Here is a 15,344-nt window from a genome sequence, read left to right on the forward strand (position 1 = left end):
TTCTATGGCAAAAAAAGCCCAGAACAAGTTCCGGGCTTTTTGTATCAATAATTTTCGTATTTCTCTTTCAAAACGGGAACATCGGACTCGCGGCAATATACAAAGTGCCCTGGAACGATTTCCCTCATTGCTTCCGGCTCACCATTCTCTTCCCGAGGGACATAGGTGAAGCGGGTGCGGGTGCGCTCATAGACCGGATCCGGCAGCGGTATGGCCGATAACAGGCTTTCCGTATAAGGATGTAAAGGTTTGTTGTAAACGTCGTCTGCGGGCGCTAATTCGACCAATTTGCCGAAGTACATAACGCCGATACGGTTGCTGATGTACTTGACCATCGACAGATCATGCGCGATGAACAAGAAAGTCAGTTTTTGTTTTTTCTGCAATTCCATCAGCAAGTTGACCACTTGCGCCTGAATGGATACGTCCAACGCGGAAATGGGCTCATCGGCAATGATGAGTTTTGGATTTACCGCTAAGGCTCTTGCGATTCCGATACGCTGTCTTTGACCGCCAGAGAACTCATGCGGATAACGGGAAGAATGATCTTTATTCAATCCGACCAAATCCAACAATTCCGCAACCTGGTCATCGACTTCCTTCTCAGTAGTCGCAAGCCCATGGATCTTCAAACCTTCCGCAACAATATCGCGCACTTTCATGCGGGGATTCAAAGATGCATAAGGATCCTGGAAAATCATCTGCATATCTTTACGGAAAGCCAGTTGCTCTTTTCTGTCATGCAGCGTATGGATTTCGGTGCCATCGAAAAAGATTTCACCGGAAGTCGGGTTGTACAATCGGATGATTGCACGACCGGTTGTCGTTTTTCCACAACCGGATTCGCCTACCAAGCCAAGTGTTTCGCCTTCGTAGATATCAAAGGAAACATCATCAACTGCGCGTACTTCATTCTTTGTGCCGACGTTGAAATATTGCTTCAAGTTTTTTACTTCCAGAATCTTTTTCTGTCCTGTTGAGTCATACATTACAGCAGTCCTCCTTTCTCAGTGATTTTCGGATCGATGGCAGGGCCATTTCCGTGAGGCAATACAGCCTGTTCCTTGTCTGATGTGTCCATTACTTTCAATTCATCGGATGGTGCGAGTTTCATTTCGGAGAAAGTCGCACGTCGGTTCATGATGCCTAGGGGAGGATTCACAGACGGTGCGTCAGGATGCAACAACCAGGTAGCGGCCGAATGGGTATCAGATACCTGAAAGAATGGCGGATCGTACATGGTGTCGATCTTCATTGCATATTCACTCCGTGGCGCAAATGCATCTCCAGTCGGAGGATCCAACAAGTCCGGAGGTGTTCCAGGGATTGCATACAGCGATCCTGCAGTGTCCAATGTAGGCATCGAGCTCAACAGCCCCCAAGTGTAAGGGTGTTGCGGGTTGTAGAAAATTTCATCGACAGTCCCTACTTCGACGATTTTGCCGGCATACATAACGGCTACACGGTCAGCGACGTTCGCCACTACACCCAAATCGTGGGTGATGAAAATGATTGATGTCTTGATTTTCTGCTGCAGATCCTTCATCAACTCCAGGATTTGCGCTTGGATCGTAACGTCAAGCGCTGTAGTCGGTTCATCCGCAATCAGAATATCCGGGTTGCAACCCAATGCGATCGCAATGACGATCCGTTGGCGTTGACCGCCTGAGAATTGGTGTGGGTACTGCTTCATTCTTTTGGCAGGGCTTGGGATACCTACTAGCTGCAGTAATTCTTCAGCTTTTTTATAGGCTTCTTCCTTGCTGATGTTTTGATGTTTGATGATTGGTTCAGCGATCTGCTTGCCGATTTTTTGAGTCGGATTCAAAGAAGTCATCGGATCTTGGAAAATCATTGCGATTTCCGAACCACGGATCTTCTGCATTTGTTTTTCGGTTTTGTGCACTAAATCTTCGCCTTTGAACAAGATTTGACCGTGTTCAATGTTGGCGTTGTTTGCCAATAGACGCATGATGCTGCGGCTAGTCACTGATTTACCAGAGCCGGATTCACCAACGATGGCTAATGTTTCACCTGGCTTCAGGTCAAAACTGACGCCACGGATAGCTTTTACTTTACCTGCATAGGTATCAAAAGTAATTTGTAGGTCTTTTACTTCCAATATATTTTCCATCTGGTTACCTCCTAATCTCTCATTTTTGGATCGAACGCGTCACGGAGTCCATCAGCCAACAAGTTGAAGCAAATCATGATGACGCTCATGATTCCGGCTGGATACCACATCAGATGCGGCAAGAAACGGAATGTCTTGTAACCATCGTTGATCAATGTACCCAGCGATGCGTTGGGAGCTGGAATACCGATACCGATAAAGCTCAAGAACGCTTCGAAGAAGATAGCCGATGGAATAGAGAACATAACTTGAATGATGATGACACCTGCCAAGTTAGGCAAAATGTGTCCGAATGCAATTTTCATCGGTGATTGACCCAACGTGCGGGCAGCCAGGATGTATTCTTGATTTTTTAATTTCAAGGTTTGTGCGCGGACGACACGCGCCATCGAAAGCCATTCAGTCAAAGCCAAAGCAATAATGATGGAACTAATGCCGGGCTTCAAAACAAGCAACATCAAAATAACGACTACCAAGTTAGGCACACCCGAAAGGATTTCAAGAATTCGCTGCATGATATTGTCGACTTTTCCACCTAACCAGCCGGATGTCAGACCATAGACAACACCGAGGGTAAGATTGAAAAAGGCTGCCATAAAAGCAATGAATAAAGATACGCGAGTCCCGTACAGGATACGCGACAACAAATCGCGACCCAAGCTGTCTGTACCAAGATAATAGTAAACATCCTCAGGAACGTTGGACGCCTCGTACTTATCGATGACGACGCCATTCTGCTTCACGGTTCCGTTCAATCCATTGATGTCGATACCGGGAATCTTCGGGGGCATATTAGCGTACTGAACCGTTTGCGCATTCGGGTCATGCGGTGCGATGACAGGAGCCAACAAACTGGACATGCTGATGATGATCAAGATGATCAAACTGACCATGGCAACTTTATTTTTTTTCAGACGACGCCAAGAATCTGCCATAAAGCTCAGGGAAGGCGCTGAGATTTTCTCTTTGTCCTGCATACTGGACTCGGATGCCGTTTCGAAAAGATCTTTCGTGACTGTCGGCATAGTTGTTGTACTGCGTAATTCATTTTCACTCATTCTTATTCCCCTCCTTCTGTAGCGACTCTGATACGAGGGTCGATGATACCATAAAGGATGTCAACCAACAAAATGACGATCACCAACATGGTCGAATACATCATCGTAACGCCCATGATTGTCGGATAATCATTTGTCAGGATGGATTTTACGAACTGTTCCCCGATTCCAGGGATGGCAAAAATATTTTCAACAACCATCGAACCTGTCATCAAACCGACTGTCATCGGGCCTATGATAGTTACTAAAGGAATCAGCGCATTACGGATACCGTGTTTGAACGCGACTTCCCAACGGCTCAGGCCTTTTGCTCTCGCGAGTTCGACATAGTCGCTGCCCAAGACATCGACCATTTCGGTTCGCATGAACCGGGCCGAATCGGCTAGAGGTGAAATGCTCAACGCGATCGTAGGCAGAATCGAAGAACGGAAGCCTTCATTCCATAGTGCGATCGGCAAGATTTTCAGCCATACGCCGAATACCAATTGAAGAATAACAGCAAAAACAAAGTTAGGGATCGAGCGGCCGACAATGGCTGTCAAAGTGGCAACTGTATCCACCCAAGTACCCTGTCTCATTGCTGCGATTACCCCCAGCACAATACCGAGGATCGTTCCTATGATAACTGCTTGAAGCCCTAATTGCATGGAGGGTCCAATTCTGCTGCTCAACAAATCCGTAACCGGTGTATTGTTGAATTGGAATGAAACACCCATGTCTCCACGTAGTAGTCCAAAAATGTAGACTGCGTATTGGACCATAATCGGTTTATTCAGCCCATACTTCTCATTCATGATAAAAATTTGTTCCTCAGATAACTTGTCTTGGTTACTGTATGGTGTACCCGGCAAAGCTTTCATCAGAAAAAAAGTTATCGATGCAATCAAAAACAAAGTAATTGCCATGTATAAAATACGCTTGCCGATGTACTTTGCATAACTTTTCATCGTTTGTCATCCTCCATTATTTAGTTATTTTGTAAATAGCACCTGATAGTATATCATATTTAAATATACAAAAAAGAAAATGAACACAAAATCAAATCATATTTTAATTGAGTTTTCTTTCTTTTTTTTGTACATTTAAAATTGAGAAAACAAAAAGGAGCCAAAATAAGTGAACTTCACAAAAAAAAACATACTTGTTTCATTATTCATTTTTATATGTGCACTGGTATATCAACTGATTAAATATGGATCCTTAAGTTGGACCGAAACATCCAACATCCTGTTCATGATAGCGGGTATTTTGTTGACTATCGGTTTATCCGGCCTCGTGTTGGCTTCCGGAAGTTTCGATTTCTTCCACTACAGCGTCAGAAAAACGCTCAGAAGAGATCCAAAGGAGGATGGCTTCAAAGAACCATTGAATCCGCATGCTTTATCATCTTCCGTCGGGAAAAGTTATCAAAATATCTTGACTATCGGTCTGTTATTGTTGGGGATCAGCATGATCTGTCTCTGGGATTATATTTTATAAATAAAACATCCATCTGGCATGAATGTATGCCAGATGGATTTTTTATTGCCTTAATTAATCCACGTTCTGTGCTCCAGAATTTGAGGCCCATTTATATGAGTAGTCAGCACCGACTAAGTGCTCGCCCAAATCTGTGACATACGGTTTTTGCAGAACTGCATAAGAACGTTGATATAGAGGTGCGATTCCCGCATCTTCCATCAAGATCTTTTCAGCAGCAAGCAGGCTAGCCCATCTTGCATCAAGGTCAGTCACGTTTGTACGTGCTTCATCGATCAAAGCATCGTATTCAGCGTTCGAGTAACCTGATTTGTTGTTGCCGTTTTCTGTCTGGAACAATTCCAGGAAGTTGATTGGGTCAGCGTAGTCTGCTCCCCATCCGGATAAAGCGATATCGTATTCGCCGGCAGTATCAGCTTCTAGACGGACTTTGAAAGGTACATTACGCAATGTTACAGTCAAGCCAGGCAGGTTTGTCTGTAATTGGCTTTGCAGGAATTCAGAAGAACGTTTCGCATTTTCTGTGTCATCGCTCAACAATTCCAAAGTGATTGACTCAACACCCAATTCAGCCAAACCTTTTTCAAAGTATGTTTTAGCTTCTTCAGCGTTGAAAGTCAAAAGATCGCCATTTTGTTCACGGTAATCTTCGCCTGTTGATGGGTCCAAAGCAAGTTTTTCAGGAACCAATCCATTTGCAGGAATAGAACCATTTTGCAAGACAACATCAGCGTATGCTTCTTTGTCGAAAGCCATAGCTAAAGCTTTACGGATATTAGCATTCAGTAACGGTGTATTTTCTCTTTGTTGGTTGAATTTCAAGTAGAATACTGAAGAAGTCGGCATTGTGTGCAATTCAGCATCACCGGTTCTTTGTGTTACGTATTCTCCAGTCAAAATCATACGGTCGATCGCGTCTGTATCATACAGATTCAAAGCAGTGGAAGTTTCTTTGATGACTTCTACGTTGATTGCATCCAATTTTACAGCGTCTTTATCCCAGTACTCAGCATTTGGTTCATACGTCCATGACAAGCTTGCTGCATCCCAGTTAGCTAATACAAATGGTCCATTGTACAATAAAGCATCACTGCTTAAGGCGTATTGGTCGCCTTGTTCTTCAACAAAAGCTTGATTTTGAGGGAAGAACATAGCCAATGTCAAAAGATCTTTGAAGTATGGCACTGGAGAAGCTAACGTGATTTCCAACGTTTTTTCATCGACTGCTTTAACGCCTAATTTTTCAGGCTCAACTGCGCCATCGATAATTTCAGTTGCGTTGGCAACAACACCTGCCATCATGTATGAATAAGATGCAGCCGATGCAGGGTCCACCAATTTACGCCATGAATAAACAAAATCTTCTGCCGTAACAGGCTCACCGTTTGACCAGTTCGCTTCATCACGTATAGTAAAAGTGTATACCAAACCGTCTTCGCTGACTGTAGGATCTTCTGCTGCGATACCTAATTCAACCGTTCCATCCAAACCTTGGCGATACAGACCTTCATTTACGTTGCTTAAAGCAGTAAACGCAACTGTATCCGTAGCTTGCACAGAATCCATTGTAGGGATTTCAGCGCTTTCAATCAGATTTAACACCTGATCGCTGTCTTTTGCACCTGCAGACTCTGATGAATCGGCCGTGCTTCCCTCTCCGCCACATGCAGCTAATACAAGTGCGGAGCTTAAAGATAATAACACTAAAGATGAAAGTTTCTTGTTGCCCATATTTCTTTTCCCCCATTCCCACTGTTTCTATAATTTCTATAGTAAGGTTAATTATAGTTCTGACTGATATTAAAATCAAGTTTGGTAATTTAATAAATTGATTAAATTTAGATTAACATATTCATATTTACACTTATCTTGAGTATATTTACGGATATTAGATATATATTGAGAATCTAACACGTCATGTTAGAACATTTAAAAATATTTGTAAGCGAAACCAAATGTTGTCAAAACGGCAAAAACAAGGTATGAACATTTGTTTATTAAGAAACATTGATTTAATATATGAATGTTGGTATATTTGCATGATAAAGAGATATTTAATCGTTTTCAAAAAAAATACGTACACAATCCTGTTTAAATATCATTTTCTTTCTGGTTTTCCGCATAAAATACGGAGGTCGTATGAGCTTTGACTAGAACTGTATCCATCACGGCTGCTTCAAACTTTCGATCCAAAAATACCTGGTTGTCTTCAACAAGGGTGGCATATTTTCTTTTTTCCATCCGAAAAAACGTATCATTTTGATTCGCATTGAAAACGACGATATACTTTTTGTCTTCATCGTGCAAAGCAAAGGCCACGATATTGAAATTTTCGCTGAGCGGTGTGAAATGCGCTTCAATTTCTTCGTGGGTATGCATGCGGAACAAATACTCGCTTTTGCGCAGCGCAATCAGACCTTTTACGTAGGCCACTGATTGCTGAAACATTGTCATCCGTTCCCATTCAAACTGGTTGATTTCATCGGGAGACTGATAGCTGTTGGCTACCCCTTCCTTTGTCCTTAGAAATTCCTGTCCGCCATGGATAAAGGGAATCCCCTGCGCCAGCAACACAATGCTCGTTGCCAATGTGTGTCTTTTTATGCGCACCTCTTCACTGTCATTCGGATTGGACCGCAATAATTTATCGTAAAGCGTCAAATTATCATGCGCTTCCACATACTGGATGACTTGTTCAGGGTCGATGAAATTGCTATGGCTGGAAAGATGCATGCCGCCTTTTATGTTTCGGATCAGTAGATCTTCCTGATAATTTTTGCCGCTGATGAAGCCCCTGTCCTTTTCGTCACCCAAATCACTGCCTTTCAAAGCTACCCGGATTGAATCGTTGAAATGGGCAATTCTTGGCATCGCTTGGGCATTTCTCTGGGAAGCTTTTAAGTCCTCCGGGAGTGGCGTACTCATTTCCCATCCCTCACCGATGAGGATAATGGACGGGTCGATTTTATCCAACGCTTCCCGGATCGCATTCATTGTGACCGAGTCGTGGATTCCCATCAGATCGAAGCGGAAACCATCAAGATGGTATTCGTTTGCCCAGTATTTTACGCTGTCGATGATGTATTTGCGCATCATATGTCTTTCCGACGCCGTATCATTTCCGACGCCGGTACCATTCGCCAGCGCCCCATCGGCGTCGTAACGGTAAAAATAGCCCGGAACCGACCTTTCCAAAGCTTGATCTTTTGGATCGTAGACGTGGTTGTAGACGACATCCATGATCACCCTCAAACCGTTGGCATGCAGCGTTTGAATCATTTCCTTCAATTCGATGATCCTGTTGAATGGGTCGAAAGGGTTGCTGGAATAGGAGCCTTCCGGCACATTATAGTTCAGCGGGTCATAGCCCCAATTGTATTGCGGTTTCGTCAGATTCGCCTCGTCGACTGTGGCATAATCGAACATGGGTAAAATCTGGACATGGGTGATTCCCAAATCAATCAGGTGATCCAAACCCGTGCTTATCCCACTGGGGTTTTTTGTATTTTGTTCAGTCAAACCCAGGAATTTCCCTTTGTTCACGATCCCACTCGTTTCGGATATGGAAAAATCCCGAATATGCAGCTCATAAATGATTGATTCTTCCGGAAGACCGAAGGCAGGCAGACGTCCCCCCCGCCCGACCGGATTTGTCCTGAGCAAGTCCGTAATGACCGATTTTATTCCATTTACCGTCGTAGCGCGGGCGTAGGGATCAACCGTGATGGTTTCATGATTGTTCAGGAACAAAATATTGTAGACATAAATAGTACCGTGCTGATCACCTGGCAGGTAAGCCTCGAATATCCCCTTTGGTTTCTGCACCATCGATATTTTTTTTGATTTGCCCTTGAGGGAAGCGTCCGCATAAATCCAAACTTCCACGGATTTGGCTGTTGGGGTCCAGATTCTCAATAGCGTGCCTTCTTTTTCATACAGCGCTCCCAATGCGCCGTCATAAGAAAAGTAGTTGTCAAAATCATTCGATCGGACGAAGAGAAACATTTCCTTGTCGATTGTTTCTCTATCCCTCTTGTCGCTGAAGAGTTTCTCTAAATCATAGCTCTCCAACCATCCCTGAAAATCTTCCACCATCTCGCATCACCTCCCTCTTATAGTATACCAACCCGGGCAGATTTCCTGTACCCAAATGGTACAGCAAAAAGCGTAACCGACAGAAATAATTGCCGACTACGCTTAGAATGATGTTACTCATCAATATTCACACGCCATTTCAGAAGTAATCTTTCTTCTTCAACCAATAGACCGTTAAAAAACAGATGAAGATTGTGATCAGACTAGTGATGCCGAACGCCCAGGGATGATTTTCAAAAGGCAGATCGACATTCATGCCCCAGAACCCTGCCATGATGGTCGGGATTGTCAGGACGATGGTGATCGAAGTCAAAACTTTCATGATGTTGTTCAAGTTGTTTGTAATCACGCTCGAAAACACTTCGCTCAGCTGATCGATCATTTTGCTTGATTCGGTGACCATCACTTCTGCTTGGCTTGAGATATCGATGATATCACGCAGCAACTCCTGGCTTTGTACATCATCCCCTAAAACCGCCTCATGGATGGACTCTGTTATCAAAGGATGATTTTTATTGATGGATGTCTCAAAATACACCAAACTCTTATGCAGGGCAATCAGCTTATAAAAGTATTCATTATGGGTGGCGCTGGTTATTTGAATCTGCAGATCTTCGATGATGCCATCGATTTCCCTCAGATGGTGAACAAAACTCTTCGTCAATTCCCATAGTATGTATAAAATAATATGCTGTTGCGTTGTTGCTGGTTCATTTTTGAAGGACTCGTTCTTCATAATGCGTGTCATAAAGAAAGGCGTTTCTTTGCAAACCGTGATCAAGGTCCCATTGATAGTTATGATCGATAGGGGATACGTATGATACTCCGTATATTTTTCCTGCACCGATCGCATTTTTGGGAAGAGGACGATCAGAAGATTAATATCGTCCCCTCCCCCATTTTTGACCTTCTCCTGTCGCGGGATCTCATATTCGTCCAACGAATCCATGATGTAGTCCTTTGGAATGCCGAAAATTGTCATTAAATCCTCTACATCATCGCTGCTCGGATTCTCCACATGAATCCAATCGGCCGCTTTCCAGTCCTTCGTTTGCGTATATACTCCTTTATCCGACAAGTCGAATGCTCTCATTGAAACCCACCTCTAACTTGTTGTATTCTGAATGTGCTATATGTTCGTGCCCACAAGATAAGCATAACTTATTTTTGCCAAAAGGAAAGCAATAACCCTCTCTCAAAGGCTGGGTGCAATCCGGTCCCTGAATCACCAAGTGAAAGCTGCCCTTTACATGTCAACCATGATTTCTTCCATTGTATAAGCCATTTCGATGTAAGGGTCCTCCGTATACCAATGCCGCGCATTGCCTAGGCAGGCGCAATAGAAGGTCGTATCATTCTCATGCAGCATTTTCCGGAAGTGGACATGGCCCATGATGCTGTGCGTAATCGGGTAGCGATCATACAGTTGCATATAGCTTTTGTTGCCGAGAAAAGCATTGTAGTAATCGTATACCTTATGCGGGAGCGGGATGACGAATTGCGGATGCGTCACAACATGTGTCATCATGATTATTTTCCGGTCGCTGACTTCCTTCAGGTCGTTTTCCAGTTCCTCCTGCATGGCTGCTGCAACTGCGCGATCATCCTTAGACCAATGCACATATTGGCGGTCATTCCAACCGCCGACTTTCAGCTTTTTCCTGGAAAACTCTTCTATTGTATAGCGGTCACTGGCGAACCCATAATCATACCAACCCGGATTCCCCACCACTGCCCATTTATCCCCGATCAGAAACGGATTTCCGACAGGATTTTCATCCCGTTCCTTGAACAATTGATAGATGCGGTCCGTATCCTCTTCGTGATTGCGGATGGACCAGAAATCATGGTTTCCGGGCACGAATTGGATTTTCGAAACGTTATGGTCACGCATGCGATCCAAGAAAGTAAAGGTATCGTGGTAATCAGAAGAGACGTCCCCCGCCAACAACAGCAAGTCGATTTCTTGATTATAGAGCAGCTCCGCCAAGAGATGGTCAAACGTTTGCCCTGGCGCCAGCCTTTTCGCATTAGAGTCTATATGCAGATCCGACAATACACCAATTTTCACGTCCTCAACCCCCTCCTTTTCCTTAATGATGGTGTAAAAAAGAGCGAAGATGCATATCAGATTAACTGAGTTGCAGCTCCGCCCTTTCGCAGTGATTATTTCGAGAATGCTTCCGTCAATGGCGGCACTACTTGTTTTTTGCGTGAAACAACGCCCGGCAGCAACGCAACATTTTGGTTCAACGAGACACCAAATGCTGCCTCGACTGTGCCCAAATGCGAACCTACAGCCAATAAAGCAGAATCGCTGTCGATGATGTTGGTGATCACCAATAAGAAGACATCATAACCTTGCGCGCCGTTTTCAGCTTCCATGGCGGTAACAAGCTCAATTTGTCTATTCAGAACATCTTGAACGTCGACAGTATTCACTTGTGCGATGCGGACGTTTTTGTCGCCCATAGGGAAGGATTTAGCGTCCAAAGTCAACAATTCAGCAATCGACTTATCGTCCAGATTCGTTCCGGCTTTAAGCATTGCAAGGCCATATTCATTCAAGGAAACACCGGCGATTTCCGTCAAAGCTGCTGCCGCTTCTTCATCTTCCGGCGTGCAGGTCGGCGATTTGAACAATAACGTATCGGAAATGATGGCAGAAAGCATCAAGCCGGCGATGTCGGCTGGGATTGCGATGTTCTTTTCCTTGTACATTTTGTAAAGGATCGTATTCGTGCAACCGACTGGCTCTGCACGGTAATACAACGGGTTGGCCGTTTCGAAGTTCGCGATGCGGTGGTGGTCCACGACGGCATACACTTCAACATCTTTGATGTCGCTGACGCTTTGTTGCGCTTCGTTATGGTCGACCAAAGCAACCGTATCCGTTTCGTTTGCCGCAGTCGCGATGACGCGCGGAGCCTCTGTCTTGAATTGATTCAGAGCATAGGCTGTTTCCTCACTCGGCAGGCCCAACGCAACGGCTTCGGCTTCGATTCCGTTTTGATTCAGATAGTAAGCATATGCGATAGCGGATGTGATCGCATCCGTATCCGGATTTTGGTGCCCAAAAACTAACAGTTTGTTCATTCAATTCACTCTCTCTTCCATTGTCTAAATTTATCATAATAAAAAAGGAAGAAAAGAGCAATGGCAATTCTCTTTTCTTCCTTTAAAAATAGTATTATTTTACAGATCCAAGTAACCTTTGTAGTCTTCCGTATGCAGAAGTTTTCTGGCATTTTCGACGCGCTCGGCGGTTGGCGGATCGATTCCGTCCAATTGATAAGGGATTCCCAATGTTTCCCACTTGTAGACGCCCATTTTATGGTAAGGCAGAATCTCCACTTTGACGATGTTTTTCAATGTTTTCAGGAAAGCGTCCAGACGGATCAAGAAATCATCATAGTCTGTCCGTTCCGGAATCAGCACATGACGGACCCAAATCGGTTGATTGATTTCCGACAAATATTTCGCCAATTCGATGATGCTTTCGTTCGGCCACATTGTCAATTCTTTGTGCTTCCCGCTGTCGATGTGTTTGATGTCCAACAGGATCAAATCGGTCACAGCCAAGAGTTTGTTGAATTGGCTGAAGAATGGTTCATCATAAGTGAACGGCAAGCCGCAAGTGTCCAGTGTCGTATGCACGCCCTGGGCTTTGGCTTTTGTGAACAATTCAATCAAAAAGTCGATCTGCAGTAACGGTTCGCCGCCGCTGACGGTGATGCCGCCTTTTTGTCCCCAGAAAGGCTTGTATTGCAAGGCCATGTTCAGCAATTCGTCGCTTGTCATCTCATTGCCGCCACCGATGTTCCAGGTGTCCGGGTTATGGCAGAATTGGCAACGCATGCGGCAGCCTTGCATAAATATAATAAAACGGATTCCGGGACCATCAACGGAACCGAAACTCTCTGTTGAATGCACAAATCCTTTTAAGGGTTCAGTCATTTAAAAAAACTCCTCTGTCGTTTATTTCTTAATCTCATTGTATCTCGCATAAGGAATATTTCCTATCAAAAAGAGCGACCTTTCGCTCCCTTTGATAGAAAACGGATGAATCAAATGATCCATCCGTTTAAATTTATACGATTAATATGCAAGTTGAAGCAGATTACATCATTTCGTGCATTGTACGGTTGATAACGTCCATTTGTTGTTCGCGAGTCAACTTGATGAAGTTAACAGCGTATCCGGAAACACGGATCGTCAATTGTGGGTAGTTTTCTGGGTGATCCATAGCGTCAAGCAATGTTTCACGGTTGAATACGTTGACGTTCAAGTGGTGTCCGCCTTTAGCGATGTAGCCATCCATCATTGCAGTCAAGTTTTCTTTTTGAACTTCTTCTTCACGTCCCAAAGCTTTAGGGATGATTGAGAATGTATTTGAGATACCATCCAATGAATATTTGTAAGGGATCTTAGCTACTGAAGACAAACTTGCCAAAGCGCCGTGAGTATCTCTTCCGTGCATTGGGTTAGCACCAGGTGCGAATGGTTCGCCGGCTTTACGTCCGTCTGGCGTGCTACCAGTTTTCTTACCGTAAACCACGTTAGAAGTGATTGTAAGGACAGAAGTTGTAGGGATAGAGTTGCGGTATGTTTGGTGTTTCTTAACTTTGCCCATGTACTGTTTCAACAAGTCGATACCGATTTGGTCAGCACGATCATCATTGTTACCATATTTAGGGAAGTCGCCTTCGATTTCGAAGTCAACAGCAATGCCGTTTTCGTCGCGGATTGGTTTAACTTTCGCGTATTTGATAGCAGAAAGTGAGTCGATTGTAACTGAGAATCCAGCCACACCAGTTGCCAATGTGCGGACAACGTGTGTATCATGCAAAGCCATTTCCAATGATTCGTATGAATATTTGTCATGCATGTAGTGGATAACGTTCAATGTATTCACATACAAAGCTACGATCCAGTCCATCATTACATCGAATTTTTCAGTAACTTCAGCGTAATCAAGGTATTCTGAAGTGATTGGTTGCAATTTAGGTCCAACTTGTTTTTTCTTAGTTTCGTCAATCCCGCCATTGATTGCGTAAAGCAATGTTTTAGCCAAGTTAGCACGCGCTCCGAAGAATTGCATTTGTTTCCCGATTCTCATCGCGGATACGCAGCAAGCGATTCCGTAGTCATCGCCCCATTCAAGAGTCATGATGTCATCATTTTCGTATTGGATAGCGCTTGTTTCGATAGACATTTTAGCACAGTATTTTTTGAATCCGTCAGGCAATCTAGTTGACCAAAGAACTGTCAAGTTAGGCTCTGGAGCTGCGCCTAAGTTAGTCAATGTGTTCAAGAAACGGAAGCTTGATTTTGTGACCATTGAGCGGCCATCATGTGCCATACCGGCGATTGATTCAGTAACCCATTGTGGATCTCCTGAGTACAATTCTTGGTATTCTGGCGTACGTGCAAATTTGATCATACGCAATTTCATTACGAAGTGGTCAACGATTTCTTGAGCTGTTTCTTCAGTCAATGTTCCGTTTTCAAGATCGCGTTGGATATAGATATCCAAGAAAGTTGAAGTACGACCTAATGACATTGCTGCACCATTTTGTTGTTTAACAGCAGCCAAGTAACCGAAGTATAACCATTGGAAAGCTTCTTGAGCGGTTGTTGCTGGTTTGGAAATATCAAATCCGTAGATGTTTCCTAATTCTTTCAATTCTTTCAAAGCGCGATATTGTTCGCTGAATTCTTCTCTCAAACGGATGATTTCTTCAGTCATCGTGCCGTCGCCGATTTTAGCGAATTCATTTAATTTGTCTTGCATCAAAAAGTCCACACCGTATAAAGCTACACGACGGTAGTCGCCGATGATGCGGCCGCGGCCGTATGCATCCGGTAAGCCTGTGATGACGCCGGTTGTTCTTGCTGCACGCATTTCTGGAGTGTAAGCGTCAAATACGCCTTGGTTATGTGTTTTTCTGTAGTCGCGGAAAATCATAGAAACTTCTGGATCAACTTTGTAGCCAGCTTCTTCACAAGCCTGTTCGCTCATGCGGATACCGCCGTAAGGCATCAAGCTGCGTTTAAGTGGTTTTTCAGTTTGGAAACCGACGATTTGCTCTTTTTCTTTGTTCAGGTAGCCTGCTGCATGGGAAGTGATGGAAGATACAACTTTAGTATCCATGTCCAATACGCCGCCAGCTTCTCTTTCTTGCTTAGTAAGATCCATAACTTGATCCCATAATAGAGTTGTTGTTTCAGTAGGACCAGCCAAGAAGCTTTCGTCGCCTGTGTATTCAGAGAAGTTGTTGATGATGAAGTCTCTTACGTCGACTTCTTCTTTCCAAGTTTTTCCTTTAAACCCTTGCCATTGTTCCATTATATATTCCTCCTATAAAGTGCTTTCACATTGTGATATGTGTAACAGGTTTCTACATGAATATTATAACACGTACAGATGAAAGTGCAACAACTATCAATCTTTTTTTCGAACTTTTTGTAAACTTTTCGAAAAATATTTAAAAACGTTGATATAACAACGTTCTTGAAGTTAAAAAAACGAAGAGAGCTTCCGATTAGTTAGTGAAACCTTTATTTTGATGAAAAAT

Annotated in this window: 12 protein-coding genes; 1 reads left to right on the plus strand and 11 read right to left on the minus strand. The window is 43.8% G+C overall.

The genetic code is table 11. The annotated features are described in order from the left end of the window. Positions 1-44: 44 nt before the first annotated feature. The 4 genes from C7R56_RS04070 to opp3b are packed head-to-tail and all read right to left on the minus strand — an operon-like array spanning position 45 to position 4,139. Positions 45-989: an ABC transporter ATP-binding protein gene (locus C7R56_RS04070; RefSeq protein WP_107995305.1), complete on the minus strand. Its 945-nt coding sequence runs from the start codon at positions 987-989 to the stop codon at positions 45-47. Continuing rightward, the gene (locus C7R56_RS04075) at positions 989-2,134 is read right to left on the minus strand and encodes an ABC transporter ATP-binding protein (RefSeq protein WP_107995306.1); all 1,146 of its coding nucleotides are present in this window, start codon (positions 2,132-2,134) and stop codon (positions 989-991) included. Before C7R56_RS04075 ends, C7R56_RS04070 begins: the two co-directional genes overlap by 1 nt. A gap of 11 nt (positions 2,135-2,145) precedes the next feature. After that, positions 2,146-3,192 (minus strand): oligopeptide ABC transporter permease, encoded by a 1,047-nt coding sequence (opp3C, locus tag C7R56_RS04080; protein WP_234402574.1) that lies wholly within the window; start codon positions 3,190-3,192, stop codon positions 2,146-2,148. A 2-nt stretch (positions 3,193-3,194) separates the two neighbouring features. Further along, complete coding sequence (gene opp3b / locus C7R56_RS04085; protein ID WP_107995307.1) at positions 3,195-4,139, minus strand: oligopeptide ABC transporter permease; 945 nt, start codon at positions 4,137-4,139, stop codon at positions 3,195-3,197. Between the two features lie 169 nt (positions 4,140-4,308). On the opposite strand from opp3b, the gene C7R56_RS04090 reads away from it, so the two are divergent. Further along, positions 4,309-4,671, plus strand: a complete 363-nt coding sequence (locus C7R56_RS04090; RefSeq protein ID WP_107995308.1) for a DUF3899 domain-containing protein — start codon at positions 4,309-4,311, stop codon at positions 4,669-4,671. A gap of 54 nt (positions 4,672-4,725) precedes the next feature. Here C7R56_RS04090 and C7R56_RS04095 read toward each other — a convergent pair whose 3' ends face one another. From C7R56_RS04095 to pflB, 7 genes are all read right to left on the minus strand, one after another. Then, positions 4,726-6,402 carry a peptide ABC transporter substrate-binding protein gene (locus C7R56_RS04095; RefSeq protein WP_107995309.1) on the minus strand — a complete coding sequence of 559 codons (1,677 nt, stop codon included), beginning with the start codon at positions 6,400-6,402 and terminating at the stop codon, positions 4,726-4,728. 360 nt (positions 6,403-6,762) lie between these two features. Further along, positions 6,763-8,766, minus strand: a complete 2,004-nt coding sequence (pulA, locus tag C7R56_RS04100; RefSeq protein WP_107995310.1) for a type I pullulanase — start codon at positions 8,764-8,766, stop codon at positions 6,763-6,765. A 139-nt stretch (positions 8,767-8,905) separates the two neighbouring features. Continuing rightward, on the minus strand, positions 8,906-9,859 hold the full coding sequence (locus C7R56_RS04105) for a magnesium transporter CorA family protein (protein ID WP_107995311.1): 954 nt from the start codon (positions 9,857-9,859) through the stop codon (positions 8,906-8,908). Positions 9,860-10,012: 153 nt separating this feature from the next. Beyond that, a complete protein-coding gene (locus tag C7R56_RS04110) occupies positions 10,013-10,837 on the minus strand; it encodes a metallophosphoesterase (RefSeq protein ID WP_107995312.1) in 825 nt (274 codons plus the stop codon). A gap of 95 nt (positions 10,838-10,932) precedes the next feature. After that, positions 10,933-11,862: a manganese-dependent inorganic pyrophosphatase gene (locus C7R56_RS04115; protein WP_107995313.1), complete on the minus strand. Its 930-nt coding sequence runs from the start codon at positions 11,860-11,862 to the stop codon at positions 10,933-10,935. A gap of 99 nt (positions 11,863-11,961) precedes the next feature. Then, positions 11,962-12,723 carry a pyruvate formate-lyase-activating protein gene (pflA, locus tag C7R56_RS04120; protein ID WP_107995314.1) on the minus strand — a complete coding sequence of 254 codons (762 nt, stop codon included), beginning with the start codon at positions 12,721-12,723 and terminating at the stop codon, positions 11,962-11,964. Positions 12,724-12,886: 163 nt separating this feature from the next. Next, the gene (pflB, locus tag C7R56_RS04125) at positions 12,887-15,115 is read right to left on the minus strand and encodes a formate C-acetyltransferase (RefSeq protein ID WP_107995315.1); all 2,229 of its coding nucleotides are present in this window, start codon (positions 15,113-15,115) and stop codon (positions 12,887-12,889) included. Positions 15,116-15,344 lie beyond the last annotated feature (229 nt).

It is taken from the genome of Trichococcus paludicola, from assembly GCF_003052295.1.
Lineage (GTDB): Bacteria > Bacillota > Bacilli > Lactobacillales > Aerococcaceae > Trichococcus > Trichococcus paludicola.